Origin of the sequence: Micromonospora sp. LOL_024 (genome assembly GCF_048060415.1) — a bacterium.
Taxonomy (GTDB): Bacteria; Actinomycetota; Actinomycetes; order Mycobacteriales; family Micromonosporaceae; genus Micromonospora.
Genome location: NZ_JBHMIS010000006.1, coordinates 17,670 through 38,618 on the forward strand (window position 1 = coordinate 17,670; position 20,949 = coordinate 38,618).

Annotated in this window: 18 protein-coding genes and 1 pseudogene; 5 read left to right on the forward strand and 14 right to left on the reverse strand. The window is 72.6% G+C overall.

Translation table 11 applies throughout. The features are described from left to right. Nucleotides 1-104: 104 nt before the first annotated feature. Both ACFHWY_RS09585 and ACFHWY_RS09590 read right to left on the reverse strand, forming a co-directional pair. A complete protein-coding gene (locus ACFHWY_RS09585; RefSeq protein WP_416579774.1) occupies nucleotides 105-1,007 on the reverse strand; it encodes a L,D-transpeptidase family protein in 903 nt (300 codons plus the stop codon). 69 nt (nucleotides 1,008-1,076) lie between these two features. Next, nucleotides 1,077-2,528 carry an alpha-amylase gene (locus tag ACFHWY_RS09590; RefSeq protein WP_416579775.1) on the reverse strand — a complete coding sequence of 484 codons (1,452 nt, stop codon included), beginning with the start codon at nucleotides 2,526-2,528 and terminating at the stop codon, nucleotides 1,077-1,079. Between the two features lie 297 nt (nucleotides 2,529-2,825). On the opposite strand from ACFHWY_RS09590, the gene ACFHWY_RS09595 reads away from it, so the two are divergent. From ACFHWY_RS09595 to ACFHWY_RS09605, 3 genes are read left to right on the forward strand one after another with little or no spacing between them, the layout of a single operon-like run. Then, the gene (locus tag ACFHWY_RS09595; protein ID WP_416579776.1) at nucleotides 2,826-4,364 is read left to right on the forward strand and encodes a hypothetical protein; all 1,539 of its coding nucleotides are present in this window, start codon (nucleotides 2,826-2,828) and stop codon (nucleotides 4,362-4,364) included. A 2-nt stretch (nucleotides 4,365-4,366) separates the two neighbouring features. Beyond that, the gene (locus tag ACFHWY_RS09600; RefSeq protein ID WP_416579936.1) at nucleotides 4,367-5,827 is read left to right on the forward strand and encodes an NADH-ubiquinone oxidoreductase-F iron-sulfur binding region domain-containing protein; all 1,461 of its coding nucleotides are present in this window, start codon (nucleotides 4,367-4,369) and stop codon (nucleotides 5,825-5,827) included. A gap of 34 nt (nucleotides 5,828-5,861) precedes the next feature. Further along, on the forward strand, nucleotides 5,862-6,449 hold the full coding sequence (locus ACFHWY_RS09605) for a redoxin domain-containing protein (protein ID WP_416579777.1): 588 nt from the start codon (nucleotides 5,862-5,864) through the stop codon (nucleotides 6,447-6,449). A 175-nt stretch (nucleotides 6,450-6,624) separates the two neighbouring features. Here ACFHWY_RS09605 and serS read toward each other — a convergent pair whose 3' ends face one another. The 5 genes from serS to ACFHWY_RS09630 form a co-directional block, all read right to left on the reverse strand. Then, complete coding sequence (serS, locus tag ACFHWY_RS09610; RefSeq protein WP_416579778.1) at nucleotides 6,625-7,905, reverse strand: serine--tRNA ligase; 1,281 nt, start codon at nucleotides 7,903-7,905, stop codon at nucleotides 6,625-6,627. Between the two features lie 89 nt (nucleotides 7,906-7,994). Beyond that, nucleotides 7,995-9,071, reverse strand: coding sequence for a MerR family transcriptional regulator (locus ACFHWY_RS09615; protein ID WP_416579937.1), 1,077 nt, complete (start codon nucleotides 9,069-9,071; stop codon nucleotides 7,995-7,997). Nucleotides 9,072-9,172: 101 nt separating this feature from the next. After that, nucleotides 9,173-10,381, reverse strand: a complete 1,209-nt coding sequence (locus tag ACFHWY_RS09620) for a saccharopine dehydrogenase family protein (RefSeq protein WP_416579779.1) — start codon at nucleotides 10,379-10,381, stop codon at nucleotides 9,173-9,175. Nucleotides 10,382-10,424: 43 nt separating this feature from the next. Then, nucleotides 10,425-11,585 (reverse strand): alcohol dehydrogenase catalytic domain-containing protein, encoded by a 1,161-nt coding sequence (locus ACFHWY_RS09625; protein ID WP_416579780.1) that lies wholly within the window; start codon nucleotides 11,583-11,585, stop codon nucleotides 10,425-10,427. Beyond that, the gene (locus ACFHWY_RS09630) at nucleotides 11,582-12,139 is read right to left on the reverse strand and encodes a hypothetical protein (RefSeq protein ID WP_416579781.1); all 558 of its coding nucleotides are present in this window, start codon (nucleotides 12,137-12,139) and stop codon (nucleotides 11,582-11,584) included. Before ACFHWY_RS09630 ends, ACFHWY_RS09625 begins: the two co-directional genes overlap by 4 nt. A gap of 101 nt (nucleotides 12,140-12,240) precedes the next feature. On the opposite strand from ACFHWY_RS09630, the gene ACFHWY_RS09635 reads away from it, so the two are divergent. Further along, entirely contained in the window at nucleotides 12,241-15,171 is a 2,931-nt protein-coding gene (locus ACFHWY_RS09635; protein WP_416579938.1) for a LuxR C-terminal-related transcriptional regulator, read from the forward strand. Between the two features lie 15 nt (nucleotides 15,172-15,186). Here ACFHWY_RS09635 and ACFHWY_RS09640 read toward each other — a convergent pair whose 3' ends face one another. The 4 genes and pseudogenes from ACFHWY_RS09640 to ACFHWY_RS09655 all read right to left on the reverse strand — a co-directional run bounded on the left by ACFHWY_RS09640 (nucleotide 15,187) and on the right by ACFHWY_RS09655 (nucleotide 17,125). Continuing rightward, a complete protein-coding gene (locus ACFHWY_RS09640; RefSeq protein ID WP_416579939.1) occupies nucleotides 15,187-15,735 on the reverse strand; it encodes a DsbA family protein in 549 nt (182 codons plus the stop codon). A gap of 97 nt (nucleotides 15,736-15,832) precedes the next feature. Continuing rightward, nucleotides 15,833-16,273: pseudogene (locus ACFHWY_RS09645) on the reverse strand (BON domain-containing protein); the annotation flags it as partial. A 168-nt stretch (nucleotides 16,274-16,441) separates the two neighbouring features. Continuing rightward, a complete protein-coding gene (locus tag ACFHWY_RS09650; protein WP_416579782.1) occupies nucleotides 16,442-16,855 on the reverse strand; it encodes a hypothetical protein in 414 nt (137 codons plus the stop codon). A gap of 135 nt (nucleotides 16,856-16,990) precedes the next feature. Beyond that, on the reverse strand, nucleotides 16,991-17,125 hold the full coding sequence (locus ACFHWY_RS09655) for a hypothetical protein (RefSeq protein ID WP_416579783.1): 135 nt from the start codon (nucleotides 17,123-17,125) through the stop codon (nucleotides 16,991-16,993). 357 nt (nucleotides 17,126-17,482) lie between these two features. On the opposite strand from ACFHWY_RS09655, the gene ACFHWY_RS09660 reads away from it, so the two are divergent. Beyond that, nucleotides 17,483-17,848 (forward strand): STAS domain-containing protein, encoded by a 366-nt coding sequence (locus tag ACFHWY_RS09660; RefSeq protein ID WP_416579784.1) that lies wholly within the window; start codon nucleotides 17,483-17,485, stop codon nucleotides 17,846-17,848. A 55-nt stretch (nucleotides 17,849-17,903) separates the two neighbouring features. On the opposite strand, the gene surE is transcribed toward ACFHWY_RS09660, so the two are convergent. From surE to ACFHWY_RS09675, 3 genes are all read right to left on the reverse strand, one after another. After that, complete coding sequence (surE, locus tag ACFHWY_RS09665) at nucleotides 17,904-18,728, reverse strand: 5'/3'-nucleotidase SurE (protein ID WP_416579785.1); 825 nt, start codon at nucleotides 18,726-18,728, stop codon at nucleotides 17,904-17,906. Further along, on the reverse strand, nucleotides 18,725-19,705 hold the full coding sequence (locus ACFHWY_RS09670; RefSeq protein ID WP_416579786.1) for a 1-phosphofructokinase family hexose kinase: 981 nt from the start codon (nucleotides 19,703-19,705) through the stop codon (nucleotides 18,725-18,727). Before ACFHWY_RS09670 ends, surE begins: the two co-directional genes overlap by 4 nt. A 158-nt stretch (nucleotides 19,706-19,863) precedes the next feature. Next, the gene (locus ACFHWY_RS09675; RefSeq protein WP_416579787.1) at nucleotides 19,864-20,949 is read right to left on the reverse strand and encodes a coiled-coil domain-containing protein; all 1,086 of its coding nucleotides are present in this window, start codon (nucleotides 20,947-20,949) and stop codon (nucleotides 19,864-19,866) included.

Here is a 20,949-nt window from a genome sequence, read left to right on the forward strand (position 1 = left end):
GCGGTATGTCGTTCTGGTGACTGTCGGGGCGCTACGCGCCCGCCGATCAAGTCGACGCGCGACCTCCGGCTGGAGACGGGCCCGGGCCACCGCCCAGGTGCGGATCAGGCGGTCGGCGGCGGTGCCGGTAACTCGTCTACGACCACCACGGGAGTGCCCGGCCGTACCTCCTTCAGCAGCAACCGCTGGCCACTGGCGGTCAGCCGGACGCAGCCGTTGGTGGTCTGCTGGCCGAGTTCGCCGTCGTGGTGCCAGGTGTGCACCCCGATGTGCGCGCCACGCAGGCCGGTGGGGACGGAGTCGGGGTCGTCGGGCACCGAGCCGAGGGCGAAGATGTCCACCCCGCCGTAGACCGACTCCGGTGGTGGGGTGCGGCCCAGCACGAAGGTCCGGCCGAGTGGGGTTTCCTGGCCGCGCTGACCCAGGCTGACCGGCCAGGATCGTTGCGCAGTGCCGTTGCGGTACCAGGTGAGCCGGAAGGGCACGCGCTCCACCACGATCTGGTCGCGCAGCTCGACGGTCCGGAATCCGCCCGGCGGCAGCCAGGCCAGCTTGCGGTTGGCCGACGGGAGCAGCACAGCCGTCCAGCCGGACTCGCGGTCGGCGATCGGCACGGTCAGCTCCACCCCGCTGATGCTCGGCATCAGGAAGGCCAGCGGACGCCCCCCGGGCGCGTCGTAGGCGGCGAGCCTGCGGGTCGGGTGCAGGCCTCGGTCCAGCGGCGCGGTGTCGAGGGTTTCCGGATCGTCGGGGAAGCCGGCCGGAGCCGGGTCGTAGTCGATCTCCGGCAGTGTGTCGGGCGCAGGCGCGGCCGACGGCACGGCCTCAGCGGCCGACGGCACCGCCGCAGTCGACGTGACGTCGCCGGGCCGGGCGACCGTCGCCGGGCCGGACGTCGGGGTCAGCGCCCATCCGGTGTACGCGGCACCGCCCAGCAGCACAGCCACACCCAATGCGGCAGCAGCCCTCCGCCGCCCCGGCGACCCCAGGATGCTCTCGAAGCCCACGCGACAACCGTACTCCTCAAACACCTCAAAAACCCCGAAACTCCCACTCTCCCCACTGGGGTGGGGACCTCAGGGCAGGCGGGCGGCGAGGTGGATGGCGATGGCGTCGTGCGCGGGGATGTTGGCGGCGAACCAGCCGTTGCCGTCCACGGTGATCACTGGACCGCTGCAGGTGCCGTTCGAGAAGGTGCCGTGGATGACGTCGCAGTAGCGGCCGGCCGGCAGCCCGGTGTAGTAGGAACGGCCGTTGACCGCGCTGTCCTCGTCGTTGATGGTGACGAAGCCTCGGCCCGACCGGCTGAACGCGATGTGGTTGTTGCCGTTGTCGTACCAGTTGGCGACGCCGGCGCCCTCGGTGGCGTTGCGGAAGCCGACCATGTTCGCGATCACCGGCCAGCGGTGCTCACACTCCCAACCCGAGTAGCAGGCCGTGTCGAGCGTCTTGTTGGTGCCGTCGGAGGGTGGGCCGGCGTCGCGACCGCTGAAGGTGTAACTCGACATGATCGTCGGTGAGCCGTACGGCCACGCCAGCATGAAGGCGTTGGCCAGCGCGTAGATGCCCCGGTCGCGGTAGGTGAGCACGCCGCCGGTGTCGCGCTGGGTGTCGTGGTTGTCCACGAAGACCGATGACACGCCGCTGGGCAGGTGTCCCCAGCCCTCGCCGAAGTTGCGCAGGTACGCCAGCCGTTCGGAGCGGAAGACCCGGGCCAGATCCTTGCCGTAGCGGAACTCGTGCACGTCGCCGTTGCCGGTGTACTCGATCGGGGTGATCGGTTCACCGGCGCCGTGGATGACCTCCTGCACCACGTACGCCGGTCGGCTCAGTCGACCGAGGATCGCGGCGATGTCGGCGGCCGGCATGTGCTTGCTGGCGTCCAGTCGGAAGCCGTCCACGCCGAGCGACAGCAGGTCGTTGAGGTACGCGGCCAGCTGGGAGCGGACGTGGCCCGACCCCGTCTTGAGGTCGGAGAGATTGACCAGCTCGCAGTTCTGCACCTCGTACCGGTCGTTGTAGTTGACGATGTCGTTGTTGCCGTTACGGCCGCAGTAGTGGAAGTCCTGTGCCTGGTAGATGCCGGGATAGACGTGGTGCTGGTAGGACGAGCCGGCCCAGCCGGTGCCGCCGTTGTCCTGGCCCGACATGTGGTTGACCACGGCGTCGACGATCACCTTGACGCCGGCCGCGTGGCAAGTGTCGACCATGGACTTGAACTGGGCGCGGGTGCCCTTGCGGGACTCGATCCGGTAGGTGACCGGTTGGTACGCCACCCACCACTGGTTGCCGCGTACGTGTTCCTGTGGTGGTGAGACCTGGACGTGGCCGTAGCCCTTCGGGCCCAGCGTGCTGGTGCACTCGCTGGCGACCGAGGGCCAGTTCCACTCGAAGAGGTTGGCGATGACCTTCTTGCCGCCCGACGGGGCGGCGGCGGCCGGTGGCGCGGTTACGGCGCTGGGGGTGAGGAGAAGGCTGGCGATCACGGCGAGGGCGACGATCGCCGGGCGGAGTCGACGTCGGTGCATCGGGTGCTCCTGGGGTGTCGGGCGATGGGGCGGTGGTGGTGCTGTCCAGACCTTGCAATCTGGCTGAAAAATTTCCGCAAGATTACAAGCTCGCTTCATTCGCTGTCAATGCATGGGCATGGATGGTTACCGCCGGTGGGCGCGGCGGGGACCGCTATACGCGCCGGATCGCGGGTCGGTTCGACAACTCGCAGAAATTTCTTCTTACGACACTGATCCGACCGGCCCCTGCGGTGCGTACTGGAGTGGGGAACAGGTCGGCCGGCGGTGCGCCGCCGCTAGACGATCGAGGAGCAGATGGCCCGGGCCACGCAGAACGAAAAGACGCCTGCCGTCCGTACCAGCAGCAGCAGCCGGGGGATCCGAGTCTGGTCCCGCGGCCAGGTCATCGCGGTCTCCGCATGTGGTCTGGCCGCCCTGTGGGCGCTGACCATGCTCACCGGCGCGGGCCAGAAGGCGTACGCCATGGGATTCTTCTTCACCGAGTTCTTCGCCGGTGTGATCGCCCTGGTCGCGCTGAGCCTGACGGTGATGATGGGCCTGCTCGCCACCGACCGGCTGGTGCTGCTGATCAGGCACCGGGTGCTGTTGCAGTCCGCGCACCGGGCCACCGGCATCCTCGGCGTCGCCGGCCTGGTCTTCCACGTGATCACGAAGATCGCCAGCGGCCGGGCGGGAGTGACCGACGCCGCCGTACCCTTCGTCGGTGGCCGTGGCCTCTACATCGGTCTCGGCACCATCGCCGCGCTGCTCGTAGTGAGCGTGCTGTGGACCGGCATCATCCGGGCCCGCTTCGCCGACGTCGGCCCGAAGTGGCTGTGGCGTGCCCTGCACTCGATGGCGTACGTCTCCTGGCCTTTCGGGATCATCCACGGCCTCGGTGCCGGTCGCCCGCCCGCCGGCTGGGTCACATTCAGCTACGTCGCCTGCGTGGTGCTGGTCGTGATGGCGCTGATGGTCCGCCTCTCGGTCACCCTCCAGCGGCGCAGCCGCGAGCGGCAGCAGGCCGCCGCCCTGAACGAGGCGATGACCGGCAGCAAGTCCACCGAGGAGACCCGGAGCAAGTCGCTGCTCGGCAACCTGACCGGCCGGCGTGCCGAGGTCGACGACGGCCGTGAGAAGCGGGTGCGCCGCGACACCAGCTGGGCCGACCGCACCTCCGGCACCTGGGCCAGCCCGACCATCCGGCGTAACGACCCGGAACGCTTCACCGTGCCGGTCGTTCCGGAGCCGGGCACGCTGCGGGAGCCGCTCCACCCGGGTCGAGGCCGTCGAGACGAGGAACCCCGCCGTCGTCCGCGGCACGAGTCCGAACGCGAGCCGGTCGGCCGTCGGGCGACCCGCCGCGACGAGGACATGCTGGAGTACGACCGCGAGCCGGTCCGTCGGCGCAGCCACGACGACTCAGACGAGGTGATCGGCCGATCCCGCCGCTCCCGGGCCGACGCCGAGACTGGCAGCCGCTACTCGGCTGCGCCGCAGCGGTCCCTGGAGGATCCCGAGGAGCCCTGGGACAGCCCGCGCCGCTGGGAGTCCACCGTCCCGATCTCGGCCGACCCGATCTCCGGAGCACCGATCTCCGGCTCGCCCATCTCCGCCGCGCCCCGCAGCGGCGGTGGACGCCACAGCGTCGAGGACGAGCTGCCGATGACCGAAACCGACTACTGGCGTCCGCCGGCACGGTACGCCCCGGAGGACGAGGCCGACGACACCCCGACCCTGGTCGACCTGGCCTCCCGACGTGCCCGACGGGCGGCGGCAGACCGTCGGCGGCGGCCCGCCCCGGACTCGGTCGACGGTGCCTACTGGGCCGGCCTGCAGGGTGAGGCCAAGTGACGATGCGGACGACCGTTCCCCCGGTGGCCTGCATCGGCGAACCCCGGCTCACCGCCGGATTCGCCGAATTCGGCCGGCTCGACCTGCGGGCCCACGAGATGGTGCACGGCCCGATCAGCCCGTTGGAGCCGTCCAACCTGTTGAGGCTGGCCGAGGGCATCCAGCTCAAGGGCAAGGGCGGCGCCGGTTTCCCGTTCGCCAAGAAGCTGCGCGCGGTGCTGGAGTCCTGCGAACGCCAGGACCTACCGCCGGTGGTGGTGGTCAACGCCACCGAGGGCGAGCCGGCCAGCTGGAAGGACAAGGTCATCCTCACCCGGGCGCCGCACCTGATCCTCGACGGCGCCGCCCTGGCCGCGTTCGCGCTGGACGCCGAGGAAATCGTGCTCTGCGTGGCCGACGACATGATCGGCCGGGACTCCCTCATGGAGGCGCTGGACGAGCGCCGGATGCCGGTGCCGACGAGCGTCGTTACGGTGCCGCACCGCTTCATCAGCGGGGAGGGCGGCGCACTCGTCAACGGGATCAACGGGCTGCCGCACATCCCACCCGGCACCAAGAAGCGCTCCAGTGACACCGGTGTCGGCGGGCTGCCCACCCTGCTCTCCAACGCCGAGACGTACTCCCAGTTGGCGATCGCCGTTCGGCTCGGCCCATACGAGTACGCGGCGCTCGGCACCGACGACGAGCCCGGCACCATGCTGCTCAGCGTGACCGGCGCGGCGAAACGTCACGCGGTGATCGAGTGCGCCGCCGGTACGCCCCTGGCCGAGATTCTTGAGCTCTGCGAGGTGCCCGACGGCCCGGGCATCCTGACGGGTGGCTACCACGGAAAGTGGGTCACCCGGGAGGCGGCCGGGAAGGCCGTGGTCTCCCGCAAGGGGCTCGCCGCCATCGGTGGCACCCTCGGTGCCGGCATCATCGTCCCGCTCGCCGACGACACCTGCCCACTCGGCGAGGCCGCCCAGGTGGTGCGCTACCTGTCCGGCGAGTCTGCCGGGCAGTGCGGCCCGTGCAAGCGAGGGCTACCCGACCTGGCCCGCGCCGTCGACCTGGCAGTCTCCGGGAGCGCGCCGGTGGAGGTTGTCCGGGCCGCCGCCGGCGACGTCAAGGGACGCGGCGCGTGCAGCCACCCCGACGGTACGTCCCGGTTCGCGCTGTCGGCGATGGAGGTCTTCGCCGACGACCTGCGGAAGCACACCACGGGCGAGGGGTGCGGCCGGCGGGTCAAGGGCGTGATGGGTCTGCCCGGCGCGCCCGACGCCGACCCGCAGAAGCTGGTCCTGGACTGGTCCCGATGCGACGGACACGGCCTCTGTGCCCACGTGGTGCCGGACTTCATCCGGCTCGATCAGAACGGATACCCCGCCTTCCCGCCCACCCCCGTGCCGACCTGGCTGCGGGAGGGCGCGGTGAAGGCGGTCAAGGTCTGCCCGGAGCTGGCGCTGCGGCTGACCCAGGCCTGAGCGACTAGAGGAGAAACAAATGAGGGCGGCACGCATGACGAGACGGTTCACCGGCGTGCTCACCGCCGCCCTGCTCGCCGCCGTCCTGGCCGGGTGCGGCGCGGATGCCGAGGCGACCCGCTCGCCCGACGTGCCGGCCGCCACCACCCCGCCGGTCAGTGCCCCCGGCTCGCCGCCAACCAGCGCACCGGACTCGCCGCCGGCCAGTCCGGTGTCGGTGCCGGAGACCCTCCGCTTCGCCGGAAAGACCCTGGATGGTGCCGCGTTCGACGCCGCCACCCTCGCCGGCCGCCCGGTGGTGCTCTGGTTCTGGGCGCCCTGGTGCGCCAGCTGCGCGAGTCAGGCTTGGACGATCGCCGAGATCGAGCCAGGATTCCGGGAAACCGTGCCGATCGTCGGGATCGCGGGGCTCGGTGAACGCAAAGCGATGACCGACTTCGTCACCGAGTTCGAGCTGGGCCCGATGCCGCAGGTCGAGGACCGGGCGGGAGAGCTCTGGCGGCGCTTCGAGGTCGTCGAGCAGAGCACCTTCGTGATCATCGACCGGGACGGACGGGTGATCTACCAGGGTTGGCTGGACGGCGAGGACCTCACCCGCCGGGTCACCGCACTGGCCGGCTGACCGAGGCGAAGGAAGGGCCCCTTGTTGACGCCTGCAGTAGATCAGGGACCCCTGTTGACAGATCAGGGCCCCCTGTTCACGCCGCGCCGGCGCGCACGACCGTGCGGGAGGCCGGAGGTGCGGGACGATCGGCGCGAGCGTCGAGGGCCGCCCGTGGCGGCCCTCGACGACCCGGTCAGCGTGGAGTGAGACGGTCGGTGCCGAGGCGGTCGCGGAGGACGTCGGGGACCAGGACCGAGCCGTCGGGCTGTTGGAACTGCTCCAGGATGGCGGGGAAGAGGCGGCTGGTGGCCAGGGCAGAGCCGTTGAGGGTATGCACGAAACGGGTCTGCCTTCCTCCCGGCTCGCGGTAGCGGATCGCCGCCCGGCGGGCCTGGTAGTCACCGCCCCAGGAGACCGACGAGACCTCCTTGTACTTGCCGGTGCTCGGCATCCAGACCTCGATGTCGAGGGTCTTGCGCATCGAGGCGCTGGCATCGCCGGCCGCGAGCAGGCTGCGCTGAAAGTGCAGCCCGAGCGCCTCAACCAGGCTCTCCGCGTGCCCGAGCATCTGCTCCAGTGCGGCGTCGGCCTGCTCAGGAAGGGTGAACTGGAAGATCTCCACCTTGTTGAACTGGTGGCCGCGGACCGTGCCCCGCTCGTCGGAGTGCGAGCCGGCGGCCTCCCGCCGATAACAGGGGGTGTACGCGAACACCTTCAGCGGCAGCTTCGCGGTCTCCAGGATCTCGTCCTGGTAAGCCCCGAGGATCGCCGTCTCCGCCGTCGGCAGCAGGAACTGCCCACGCGGGGCGGACTGCTTGTCCAGGTGGTAGACGTCGTCGTAGAACTTGGGGAACTGTCCGGCGGCGAAGCCCGCGCTGTCCAGCAGCAGGTGCGGCGGGAGCAGGAACTCGTACCCGGCCTCGACGTTGCTTTCGATCAACCAGTTGACCAGCGCCCACTCCAGCCGGGCACCCAGCCCGGTGTACATCCAGAAGCCGGAACCGCCGAGCTTAACGCCGCGCTCGTGGTCGACCAGGCCCAGCATCCGGCTCAACTCGACGTGGTCGCGGACCTTCTCGATGGCCGGCGGCTCGCCGAAGGTCTTCACCACCCGGTTGGCCTCCTTGCCGCCGGGGACGACGTCGTCGGCGGGCAGGTTGGGCAATTCACTCATGGTGGTACGCAACCGCACCTGCACCTCGTCGAGCTCGGCCTCCAACTCGGCGATCTGCTTGCGGCCAGCCTCGGAACCCAACTGCGGCTCGACGCCGTCCCGCTTCGCCTGCGCGTACGCCCGGGCCTCGGCCTTGCGGCGCTGGCGCTCTCCGTCAATCTCACTGATCAGCCGGCGGCGCGCCCGGTCGAGCTGCTGGATCTCGTCCAGCGCCCGGTCGACCTCGGCGGCCTCCAGCCGCTTCGCCAGCGCGGTCGCCACCGCGTCGCGATCCTTCCGGATCAACTCCATGTCGAGCATGCTGCTCCGTGGCCTCCGTCCGGGCTGGGGTGGACCTCCAGATGCTACCGCCGCGTCCGGAACGCCCCGACCCGACCGGGTGCGGTGGCTCAGAGGCGGATCGGCATCAGGATGGAGAAGGCGTCGTCGTCGTTGGGCCGGCGGATCACCAGTGGCGCGATCGGGCCGTTCAGCTCCAGCATCAGGCGTGGCCCGCCGGCCGCGTCGAGCAGGTAGTGGCCGTTGACGCCGACGCGCAGCTCACCACCGCCGATGTCACCGGCACCGCCGAGATCGGCGGGACCGAGCAGTCGCAGGGCGTCACCGCCGCCGAGGCCCAGCACGGTCACCGGCAGCGGGCTGCCGGCGTACTCCCGGACGAACGTCGGCGTGCCGGCCCGCAGCGCGCCGACCAGCCATCCGGCGTCGACCGGGAACCGGCGCGCCGGTCGGTCGCCGGCCACACCGGGCAACAGGGCGTGGTAGTCCGGAAAACCGTACGGCAGGGCGGTGGCTCGCAGCTGGCGTCCGGCGACGTCGGCGACGAACTGCCGCCCGACCAGCGTCAGCCGCACCTCGGCGGCGTCGAGGTGCGGATCGTCCAGCAGCCGGCGCAGCACGTCGACCGCGGCCACCGGCAGCAGCGTCCGGGCCGGCGGACCGTGCACCGTCGCACCGGCCGTAGCCACCGCCAGTCGGTGGCGGTCGGTCGCCACCAGCCGCACCTCGTCGTCGGTCACGTCGAGCAGGACGCCGGCCAGCGCCGGCAGGTGCGGGTCGGTACCCACGGCGAACCGGACCCCGTCCACGGCGGCGGCCAGGTCAACCCCGGCCAGGACGAGCCGGGTGGCCGTCGACGGCTGGCCGGCCGGGAGCAGGGCGCGGATCCGGGTGACCTCGCGGCGAGTGTCGGCCAGCCCGTCCGTCAACCGGCGCAGATGCGCGTCGAGCAGCAGGTGTACGACGACGGGTTCGGCGCGTACCGCCCGGGAGATCTCGGCCACCGGCATTCCGATCCGGCGGAGCCCGGCCACCAGCCGGGCGGGTGCCACCTGGTCGTCGGTGTAGCGGCGGTATCCGCTACCCGGGTCGACCTGGGCCGGGACGAGCACTCCGGCCTCGTCGTAGAACCGCAGGGCACTCACCGTCAGCCCGCTGGCCCGGGCCAGCTCGCCGATGCTGCGCAGGTCACTCTTCACGACCCGATCCTGCCCCCTCGACCTGGTCGAGGGTCAAGCCTGGCCCGCTCCGGCGGTGTTGACAGGGGGACCCTGCTCTACCTCAGGCGTTAGGAGAGGGCCCTTCCTTCGCTCTCGGTGTCGTTCTCGCTCAGGACGCGGAAGGTGATGCCGGCGACGGTGAGGCGGTGCAGCAGGGCGTCGCCCATCGCGCTGACCGGCGTGACCTGGCCGCTGGTCGCCGGCAGGTCGTCGTACGCCAGGCAGAGCGCCGACTCGGCGAGCATCTTCGCGGTCTCGTCGTAACCGGGATCGCCGCCGGCCACCTCCGTCACCACCCGTCGGCCGCCACCGCTGCCGACGAACCGAACCGTGAACCACGACTTCGCCCGCTGCTCGGCGCTCGGCCCCTGCCCGGAGGCGAGCCGGCCGAGCAGCCACCGTCGGGTCGGCGGCAGCTTCACCAACCCGACCAGCGCACCCAGCCCGGCACCGGCGGTCAGCACCGTGGGTAGCCGTTTCACGGCCGCGAAGTGCCGGTAGCGGAAGTCCGGGCCGTACTCGGGGCGGGCCGCCGCGGAGCGCCGGACCACCTGCGGGTCGATCGTGGGCAGCGGCACCGCCCAGACGGGCAGGTCCCGCGAGCGGGCCAGCCGGCCGGGCACGGCACGGACCCGGCGGTCGGTCGGGCGGGGTTCGACGGCGCGGCGCTCGCGGGCCGCCTGAGACGCCTCGGCGGTACGTGAGAAGGCGGTCAACGCCGAATGGTAGGTGCCGGCGGAGAACCGGCCCCCGGCCCGGACATATCCGTCCACGGTGATCGGCACGCCGTCGGGTAGCTGCTTGATGGTGAACCAGACGCCCAGATCGTGCGGGATCGAGTCGAATCCGCAGGCGTGCACCAGCCGGGCGCCGGTGCGTACCGCCGCGGCGTGGTGGCGCACGTACGTCAGGTCGACGAACTCCGACTCGCCGGTGATGTCGAGGTAGTCGGTGCCGGTGGCGGCGCAGGCAGCCACCAACGGCTCGCCGTACCGGACGAACGGCCCGACGGTGCTCGCCACCACCCGGGCCTGCTCGGCCACGGCACGCATCGACGCCGCGTCGGTGACGTCCGCGGTGAGCAGCGGCAGATCGGCCAGCGCCGGGTCGATCCCGGCCAGCCCGTCCCGGACCGCGCCCAGCTTGTCGGCGTCGCGCCCGGCGATCGCCCAGCGCAGCCCCGCCGGCGCGTGCCGGGCCAGGTAGCGGGCGGTGAGTCCACCGGTGAACCCGGTCGCCCCGAACAGCACGATGTCGTACGACCGTTGGGTAGCCATCCCGCGATCATGCCACCCGTACCGCAATGTCGCCCGGCGGCGATCACGGCTCCTGCGGGGTGAAGACGGCGCGCAGGCATTCCTCGGGACGGTCCCGGAACAGCGCGTACCCCTCGACGGCCCGCTCCAGCGGGAAGTGGTGGGTGGCCAGGTGTTCGGTGCGCAGTTCGCCGCGGGCCATCCGATCCAGCAGCATCGGGATGTGGCGCTGGCCGTGTGGTCGGGCCCCACGCACCGTGATCCCCTTGTGGACGGCCGCGCCGACGGGGAAGGCGTCGACGAAGCGGGCGCCGCTGTTCAACACGACGACGTTGCCGCCCTTGCGGCAGGCGTAGACCGCCTCGCGGATCGCCTCCGGCATCCGGGTCCGCCCGGCGAACCGGCCGGCGAGCGAGCGATGTTCGGTGGCGAGGCCGCCGGCCGCCTCGACACAGACGTCCGGGCCCCGCCCGCCGCTGAGCTCCCGCAGCTCCGCCGCCACGTCGGTGTGCCGCAGGTCGATGGTTTCGGCGCCGGAGTGCTGCCGGGCCATCAGCAGGCGGGCGGGGTGCCGGTCGACGACGACCACCCGGTCGGCGCCCAGCAGCCAGGCCGCCCGGGCGGCCAGCTGACCTACCGCCCCCGCCCCCCACACCGCGACCACGTCCCCCGGGCGTACCTCGCCCCCCTCCGCTCCCATCCAGCCGGCCGGTGCGGCCTCCGAGGCGAAGACGGCCCGGTCGTCGCCGATCGCCTCCGGGACGGTGAACGCGCCGAAGTCGGCGTACGGGACCCGCACGTACTCGGCATGGCTGCCGGCGAAGCCGCCCGCGGCGCGTGGCTGGCCGAATCCACCCGCCACCGGATGCCCCCACTCGGCCTCGGCCTCGGCCGGGTCGGTGTTGCCGTTGTCGCAGCAGGAGGGCAGCCCGTGCCGGCAGTACCAGCAGGCGCCGCAGGCCACCGAGGCGCAGACCACCACCCGGTCGCCGGCCCGGTGCCGTCGTACCGCCGGGCCCACCTCGACCACGTCGCCCACGAACTCGCGGCCGAGTACGTCACCGGCGGCCAGGCCCGTCACCCCTCCGGCGAGCAGCGGCAGGTCGGCACCGCAGGTGGCGCTGAGCCGCACCTGGACGATCATGTCCTGGTCGTTGCGCAGTTCCGGATCGGGCACCTGCCGCACGGACAGCTCCCCGCCCGGCGCCCAGCACAGCGCCCTCACCTGGCTGGCCGGTCGGCCGGCGGCAGCCAGCTGTCGCCGGGCTGGTTCGCTGCGCGCTCGTCGGGCGGACGGTCCGCGCGCAACTGCTCGCCGGCCTCGACGAGTTGCTTGACCTGCCACAACGTGCGCCGCACCAGCAGCGCGGAGTCGTCGCCCAGCAGATGTGCGGCGAGCCCGGGCCAGGCGGCACCGGGCACCGGGCGGGCTGCCAGTTCGGTGCCCCGCCCCCCGGGAGCGGGCCGGACGGTGACCTCGACGCCGCCACCGAGGCGGCGTAGCGGCTCCGGTCGGGCGCTCACGGCCAGCACCTCCTCCGGTGACCGGTCCACCGTCACCACCTGCCAACGCCCGGGCCGGCCGTCGTGGGAGTCGGCCGGTGGACGGCTCACGTCGCCGCGCCGGTGCAGCGGGGCGGTGCGCGGGCGGTCTCCGACAGCGTGTGGGTGGATGATGGCGGCGCGCCCACGGGCGACTGCGGCCCGCGCGCTGCCGGCCGCCGCCGTGCCGAGGACTCCGGCCATCGCGAACACCATCCCGATCCGTCCCACTCGCACCTCCGGATCATGTTTCTTCCTGCCCGGCGGGGCCGCCGGTGTCCACGCCGGTCTGCGCCCGCCCGCCTGCCCGGCACACCGCCACCGTCGCCGGCTGCCGGGTGAACCGGGCTCGCCCGGAAGGGGTGAACGGACTCGGGCGGGGTAACCGCCCGCCGCAGGGCCGGGGGGAGGTGAACGCGTCCGTGGGGGTGGGTCGGATGCCGGATGACCGCAGCACTGTCCGGGCCGAGACGGCGGTTCGTTCGCCGGCCGGCCCGCCCCTGCTGGCGTCCCGGTTGACGCCGGCAGTGCTGCCCGAGCCGGTGGTGCTGCGGCCCCGCCTGGCCGGGCTGCTCGACGACGGGGTGGCCTGCCCGGTCACCCTGGTCCGGGCGCCCGCGGGCTGGGGCAAGACGACCCTGCTCGCCTCCTGGCGCCGATCGGTGAGCGAGGCCGGTCCGGACGCTCCGGTGCCTGCCTGGGTGTCGGTGGAGGTCGGTGACGACGCTGACCGCCTCTGGTCCTATCTCACGGCGGCGTTGCGCTCGGTGCTGGGCCCGACCGGGCAGCCTGTTCCCGACCGGGTGCCGCGCCCCGACGAGCTGGAGGTACTTGCCGCCGCCCTGGCCGCCCGGGAGCGGCCGGTGGTGCTGGTCGTGGACGACCTGCACCGGATCGGCGACCCGGCGGCCCTGGTCGGGCTGGAGTTCCTGCTGCGCCACGCCGGGCAGCGGCTGCGGCTGGTGGCGGCCGGGCGGACCGGGCTGCCGCTGGCGGTGCACCGGCTACGGCTGGCCGGCGAGTTGACCGAGATCGGCCCGGCCGAGCTGGCCTTCACCGACGACGAGACCGCCGACCTGCTCAGCGCACACGGGGTGGCGCTGCCGGTCGCTGCCGTACGGCGGCTGCGGCGGCGTACCGAGGGCTGGGCGGCGGCGTCGCGGATCGCCGCGCTCGCCCTGCGCGGTCAGCCCGACCCGGAGCGTTGGATCGTCCAACTGGGCGGTGACCACCCGGAGATCGCCGGGTACCTGCGTGAGGAGCTGCTCGCCGGGGTGCCGCCGCCGGAGATCGAATTGCTCCGCCGGGCCGCGGTCGTGGAGACCGTCTCTGCCGGTCTCGCCGCCGCGCTGACCGGCGACGCGGATGCGGAGGGACGGCTGCGGGGTCTCGCGGAGGGCGCTGGGCTGCTGCACCGCGACGGTGGCCAGCCGGTCTGGTACCGGTGTCATCCGCTCCTCGCCGACCTGCTGCGCCGCGAGCTGGCTCGGCTGCCCGGCGAGGACCTGCGTGACCTGCACCTGCGAGCGGCCGGCTGGTACGCCCGCAACGGCCGCTCCGCCGACGCGCTGCGGCACGCGCTTACCGGTGGCGACTGGTCGGGCGCCACCGACCTGTTCGTCGCCCGGTGGCCGGAGCTGATGCCGCACGACCGGGTGGCCGCCGACGCTCCGGTGCCCTTGCCGCCTCCGGCGGCGGCCGTGGCGCGTGATCCCGAACTCGCGCTGGCCTGCGCCGCCCAGCGGGCCCTCGACGGTGACGTCGAGGCCGCAGGGACCCACCTGCGGCAGGCCATCGAGCACGGCGCACGCCTGCCGCAACCGCGCCGGACCCGGTTCGGGCGGCTGGTCGCCGCGGTCGAACTCACCCTGGCGCGGCTGGCCGGTGACCCCGAGGCGGTACGCGCCGCGGCCGCCCGACTGCTCGCCGCCCGCCTTCCCGGTGTGGCCGAGGTGGGGCCCGTCGGCGCGGCCCACGACGTGTTCGCCGCGCCGCCGGGGCCCGGGGCGGGACCGGGCGGCCCGACTCACGAGGTGAGCACAGAAGAGGGGTGGCCCGACGGGGCATCGGCCACCATGGCCGGTGGGCAGCTGCGCGGCGGTGCCGGTGACGATGCCGACGTGCGGGCGGTCGCCGGCACCGCGCTGGCCCTGCTCGCGCTGGACGACGGTGATCTGGCTCGGGCGGGCAGCGGCTTCGCCGCGGCGCTGGCGGCGGCGCGGGAGGCGGGACGACCCCGCACCGAGCTGGTCTGTGGCAGCCGGTCGGCGCTGCTGGCGGCACTGCGGGGTCAGCTGCGGGCGGCGCAGGAGGCGGCCCTGGCCGCGCTCGCCCTGCCGCCCTGCCAGGGCTGGTCGGCGCCGGTCGACTGCGGGTACGCGTACCTGGCGCTTGCGGTGGTGGCGGTGCAGCGGGACCAGGCAGCGGAGGCGGAGGCGAACCTGGCGCTGGCCGCCCCGGCGAGCGAGGATCCGGCCGCGCGCGTGGTCGCCGACTGGTGCCGGGCGAACCTGTGCCACGAGGGGGACCTGAGCGCCGGCCACCGGTTGCTGACGCGGGCCCGGGACGGCTGGGCCGGCCGAGCCGGCGAGCTGGGATCGTGGTTGCTCGTCGCCGAGCTGGAGCTGCGCGGCGCCCGGGGTGAACCGCAGGCCGCCCGGGAACTCGCCGGTGACCAGCCGACCGGCCCGTTGGCCGTGGTGGCGGCCTGGCTCGAACTCCGCGCCGGAGATCCACGCGCCGCCGCCCACCTGCTGCCCGACTGGACGGTGGCACCGGCGGCCGACTGGCCGCTACCGGTCCGACTCGACGCGGCGTTGCTCGCCGCGTTGCTCGCCGCGCGGGCGGGTGACCGACGTCGGGCGGTGCGGGTGCTGGAGCAGGCGCTGGAGCTGGCCGCACCGGACGGCTGCCGTCGCCCGTTCAGCCGGGCCGGGCCGGAGCTGCGCGACCTGCTCGCCGCCCACCTCGACTCCGGTACGGCCCACTGGTCGCTGGTGAGCGAGCTGATCCGGGCCGCCGACGTGCCGGACGACGGCGCGGTCCCCGGTGGGCGGACGCGGGTGGCTTCGCCGGACGAACCGCTCACCGACCGGGAGCTGACCATCCTGCGATACCTACAGAGCATTCTGTCCAACGTGGAGATCGCCGCTGAGCTGTCGCTGTCGGTGAACACGGTCAAGACCCACGTGCGCAACATCTACCGCAAACTCGATGCCACCCGCCGCCGCGACGCCGTCCGCCGAGCCCGCGAACTCCACCTCATCTGACCGCCCGCGGTGGTGTCAGGCAGGGGCCGTGGCGTCGACCGTGGTGAGGAGGGTGGCCAGGTCGAAGTCTCCGTCGTGGCGTACGTCGTTGACGAAGACGGTGGGGGTGGCGTCCACCCCGCTGCGGATGGCGCTGACGATGTCCTGCCGGATCCGGTCGCCGTGGATGTGCCCCGCGATCTCGGCCTCCACCTCGTCGACGGGCAGGCCGAGTTGCTCGACGCCGAGCGTCAGGTGCACCGGGTCCAACTGGTCCTGGTGTTCGTGGAGCCAGTCGTGCATCTTCCAGAACCCGCCTCGCCGACCGGCGGCCTCGGCGGCCTCGGCGGCGCGTTCCGCGTACGGGTGGATGTTGGCGATCGGAAAGTGACGGTAGACGAGGCGTACCGTGTCGGCCCGTCGCCGCAGCACCTCCCGCAGGTTGGCGTGGGCGAGGCCGCAGAAGGGGCACTGGAAGTCGCCGTACTCGACGATCGTCACCGGTGCGTCCACCGGCCCCCGGACGTGGTCCTGGTCGGTGACGGGTGTTCGCAGCCGCGCAGTGACCTGTAGTGGCGTGCTCAGCCGATCGGTCATACCCGCCAGCCTGGTACCCGGCCGGGTGAGCGCGGCTCACCCGGCCCGGGTGGTACCGCGCCGCACGAGCCATCGGGCCGGCCGTTCAGCGCAGCACCGGGGCGACCGCGATGTGGTTCCGCACGGCACGGATGCCCGGAGTGGACCGGACAACCCGCTCCACCTCGGCACGCTCGGGCATCGAGTGCACCAGCCCGCCCAGCAGCACCGTGTCGCCGTGGACGCGTACCGCCACGTGTTCGGCGTGGGTGGCGTGGTTTCGGGCCAGCGCGTCGACGACGCGGCGGGCCAGATCTGCGCCGTCGGGGCGTACCCGTGGCCGGACGGCGAGGCCGTTGCTGACCCCCCGTACCCCGGCCAGCCCGCCGATCGCCTGCTCGGCGGCGCGGCGCTGGTATTCCCACTCCACCGGCCCGTGCAGGGTGACCCAGCCCTGCCTGACCGTCACGTCGAGCCGCTCGACGGGCACGAACGCCTGCCATTCCAGGGCGTGTTCGACCGCGGCGGCGACCTCCGGGTCGCTGCGGTCGATCGTCGGGACGCTCACCATCGGTTGCTCCTTCCTCAGGACAGGGCGTGGACCGGGCTGGACCTCCGCCGGCACCGAGCCTGCTGGCGGCTCGGGTGAGGGCGCCTCGCCCGGAAAGGGCGAGGCGGGGGAGCGCTCTTGCCGTCTCGTCAGTCGGCCGTCTCGTCAGTCGGCCGGACCGGCCGGATCAGCGGGGGAGTCGGGGCGCTGCACGTCGACGAACTCGATGTCCTCCAACGCCCGGTCGTGGCTGCCGGCGGCCCGCGCGGCCGTGCCGGCGGCCCAGCCGACCGCGGCACCGACCAGGGCCGCGCCGATCAGCAACGTCCAGGGCAGCGCGGGGCGGCGGCCGGCGAGCGCGTCGAAGGCGCGGACGGCGCGGTGGTGGGCTTCGTCGGCGGCCGACCCCATCAGGCCGCCGGCCTCATCGGCGAGCCCGGCGGAGTTGTGGCGGGCGGAGCGGGCGGTCTCGCGGATGCTGTCACCAGCGGTGTTGACCGCCGAGACGAGGTGGTGCCAGGCCTGGTCCGCGATCCGCTCGGGCTTGCCTCGGCGTTCCAGCAGGTTGATTCCGAACATGTGGTTCCCTCCTCGACAGTGCGAAAGCCGGTGCGCATATCAGACGTCGGCGGCTTTGCCCGGGGTGTGGCGGTTCGCCAACCGAGGCTGTGCCCCGCCCGGTGTCGCCGCAAACCCACCGTCATCCGGTGCGGCTCAGTGGGACACGACCGCGACGACGGCCGCCCCGGCGAAGTCGTCATCGTCATCGTCGCGGCCGCCGAACCCGTAGGTCAGGGTGAGGGCAAGCACGGCGCTGACGCCGGCCAGCGCCGTGAGTCTGCGAAGCATCGCGTCGTCCTCCCCGTGCGTCGTCCGTGATGCCGGGGCACATTCCGGCGCATCCGTGATGCTAGGCACACCGTGCCACCTTTCGCTCGTCGGTGAGGGCCAGCAGCGCTGGCGGCCACGCCGCGCGCCGTGGACATGGGACGGTTCGGCCTCGGCCCGCTACCCTGGTCCGGCGACGTAGCGGTGCTGTGCGTCGAGAGATTGGGTAGATAGGTAAGGATAAGGGCGTTTTGATGCGCCCCTGTCCAAGAATTGCTCATCCCGAGGGGTGGCGACCGAGGCCATCGGAGGAATACTCTCGGTCGCGGCCCGCGTACTGATGAGGCGCCCGAATTGCGGGCGAGTGGAGGTGCTCGCGTGAGCCTGACAGTCATGCAGACGGTTCGGCCCGGTGGTGTCATCGAGATCGCCCCGCGGGGCGAGATCGACGTCGACACCGCGTACGAGGTGAAAGAGGCCATTGCCGAGGTGCTGGCCAAGGGGCGACCAGCCCGGATCGAGCTCAACATGCGGCTGGTCACCTTCATCGACTCGGTGGGCATCAGCGCGATGGTCGCCGGTTTCCAGACCGCCGAGGTCAGCGGCGTGAAGCTGGTCGTCACCGAACCGAGCCGGTTCGTGCACCGTCAGCTCTGGGTGACCGGTCTGCTCGGCCTCTTCGGTGCGCCCGAGCCCTACTACGCGGGCGCCGCCACAACCCCCGAGGTCATCCCCGGCGCCTGAGCCTCCTGCGCCGGCCCTCGGCACGCTGCCCAGGGCCGCCAGGAACGACCGGGGGTCAGTCCTCGCTGAGCCCGGACAGGTCGACGTCGGTTACCTCGGTCACCGCCCGGACCGCGGTCACCGAGGCGTACCCGTCGGCGAGCAGAGCCAGGTCCGTTCCGGGTTGTACCGCCTGGCCGGGTTCCTCAAGCGAGGTGCGCACGAAGCCGTGGCCGGATTCGGCGACGGACATCTGCACCTGACCGAACGTCGCCAGCGTGCCTCGACGCACCCCCCGCAGTCGATCGAGGGGCAGATCCGGCGAATTGACGTTGAGTACGCTCTCCGCCGGGCCAGCCGTCAGACGGGGGAGCAGGGCCAGTGCTACCTGGGCAGCGGTGGCCCAGTTGCGCTCGGCGTCGCGCACCAGGGCGGCGGCGGCGACCGCAGCGCCACCGCTGACGGCGGTGGCCTCACCGACCGACAGCACGTCCAGCGACACGGCCATCGCCCGGCAGCCGTTGGCGGCGGCGGTGAAGGCGGCGCCCACCGTACCCGAGTGCAACACCGCCCGTCCCGCGTTGGCACCCCGATTGATGCCGGAGAGGAGGACGGATGGAGGCGGTCCGAACGCGCCGTGCACCGCGATGAGCGCGATGAAGCCGGGCGAGCCGCCGACACCGAAGGCCGGCACCCCGTCGAGTTCCGGGAGCGGATGCTCGCGGACCACCACCTGACCGTCCTGTTCCACGGCGCTCATCGCGGCGCTGGTGCCGCTGGCCTCCTCCAGCGGCGCGGCCACCACCACATCCAGACCTCGCTGCACCGCGGCCCGGGCCAGTGCCTGGATGCCGGGAGCGGCGATCCCGTCGTCATTGGTGATCAAGACCCGAAGCCTCATCGGCCGCCCGCCCGTTGGGCCAACTCGTCGGGGGTGGTGCGTTCCTGGGGGCGGTTGCCCGCAGGCTCCAGCCGAACCCGGTCGACCAGGCCGGTGATCGAGTCGAGCCGCCCGGTTCCCAGACCGTGCCGGGTCACGTTCAGTGCGCCGGCCGCCGCGCCGGTGCGGACCGCCGTGCGGACGTCGTGGCCCCGGGCCACCGTGGCGGCCACCCCCGCGGTCATCGAATCGCCCGCCCCACGCGGATCAGCCGCCTCCAACCGGGGCATCCGCACCTCGAAGACCTCGCCGTCGACGAGCGCCAACGCCGGCTGGTCGGCCCGGCTGACCACCACGTTCTCGGCACCTTCGGCATGCAGGTCGTACATCGCCCGGGTGAGTTGCTCCTGGTCGGCGCCGGCCGCCCGCCCGTCGGCGATCAGTTCCTCGTGGCTCACTTTGAGGAAGAAGACGCCGCTGTCCAGTACCGCCGTCAGATGCTCGCCGCAGAGATCCACCACCACCCGAGCGCCGTTGGCCCCGAGGTCGGCGGCGAAGCGCCGGTAGAGGTCGGCGGGGACCAGTGACGGATCGTTCGGCCCGCTGAGCAGGCTGACCGGCGCCCGCAACCCCTCGCCGAGCGTCAGGTTGTACAACTCGTCCATCTCGTGTCGGCTCAGCGGCTGGCCGGTCACCTCGACGATCTCCCGGCGGGTACCGTCGCGGCGGTCGTGCACGTACCCGCCGCTGCCGCCGGAGTCCCGGGCCACCACCTTGAGGTTGACTCCCTCGCTGACCAGCAACGGTCTCAGTACCTGCCCGACCTCGCCGCCGAGCGCCGTGCAGAGCACCACGTCGACGCCGAGCGACAGCACCATCCGGGCCTGCCAAACCCCCTGGCCGCCGGGGTGCAGGTGCAGTTCCGGCGTGTCGTTCGGCTGGTCGATGGTGACGGTCAGCAGCGGGGTCGGTGCGAAGACCATGACATGTCCGCTCATGCAGTTCCTCCCGCTGGCGGCGATATGTCTGCCTCTTGGTCCGACGGTAACCAAGAAGACGCGACGACGCGCGTCGAGGAGTCGATGCCCCACCGGCGAACGGTGGAAACACCGCACCGGGTGGACCGCGCATGGCGGCCCATCCGGTGCGGGGGAGGTCAGTACACCGACAGGTGCACGTGGTTGGTGTGGTCGCTGGACGGGTCGCCCCGGGCGCCGCTGTACGACTTCCATCCACTGCTGGGCAGCCAGATCTGCCGGTACCAGATCACATAGAGCACGGCGAGCCGGTCGGCGTTCTTGACGAAGTACGCGGCCAGGTTGTTGCCGTAGGTGCGGTCGCCGCCGGTGGCGTCTCCGCCGAAGCCGCCCTTCTGGGCGGCGAAGTCGCAGGCTCGGCCCTTCGGGTGCTCACCGGAACCGCCGGGGCGGTAGCAGGAGACGTACCGGGTGTAGCCGGCCGCCTTGGCCTGTTTCAACGCGTGCAGGGTGCGCGGGGTGATGCAGCCGTTGGCCGGGGTGGGGTCGTTGACGCTGCACGACTCCGAGGGCCACGAGCCGTCCGAGTTGCGGGGGGCCGCCTTGGCCGTTGGGCTGGACCCGCTGCTCCGCGGTGCCGTGCGGCTCGCCCGCTCGGCGGCCTCGGCCCGTTCCGCCGCCTTGTCCCGTTCGACGGACACGGTCAAGGCCCGCTCGGCCTGGTCCTTGCGCTTGGCCATCACGGCCACCTGCTTGCGCTGCTCCTGAACCTCGATGTCCAGGGCCTGCTTGGTCGCGCTGACCTTGTCGCGGGTGTCCTGGAGCTCGCGCACCGCGCGGTCCTCGTTGGCGGCCACCGCGTCCAGCGCCGCTGCCCGGTCCATGAAGCCAGCCGGGGAGCCGCTGCTGAGCAGCGCGGACGCGGCGCCAAGGCGCCCGCTGCGGTATGCCTGGGCGGCGATTTCCGCGACCTTGGTGTTGCGCTCGGCGAGCTGGCTCTCGGTCGTCGCGAGCTGCTCGGCGAGCTGCTTCTGGCGCTTGACCGAGTTGTCGAGCGCCGTCCTGGCGTCCAGGTAGCCCTTGCTGGCGGCCTCCAGTTGGTCACGGAGTGCCGGGGTGCCACCTTCGTCGTCAACGGGCGCTGCCGCGCGCAGCCCCTGCGGTGCCGCCGAGGCGGGCGCGAACGGGGCGAGCGCGGCGCCCAGGGTGAGGGCGAGTACAGCGGCGATCAGGGCTGCCGGTCTCGCTGTTGCCACTGCTGGCAT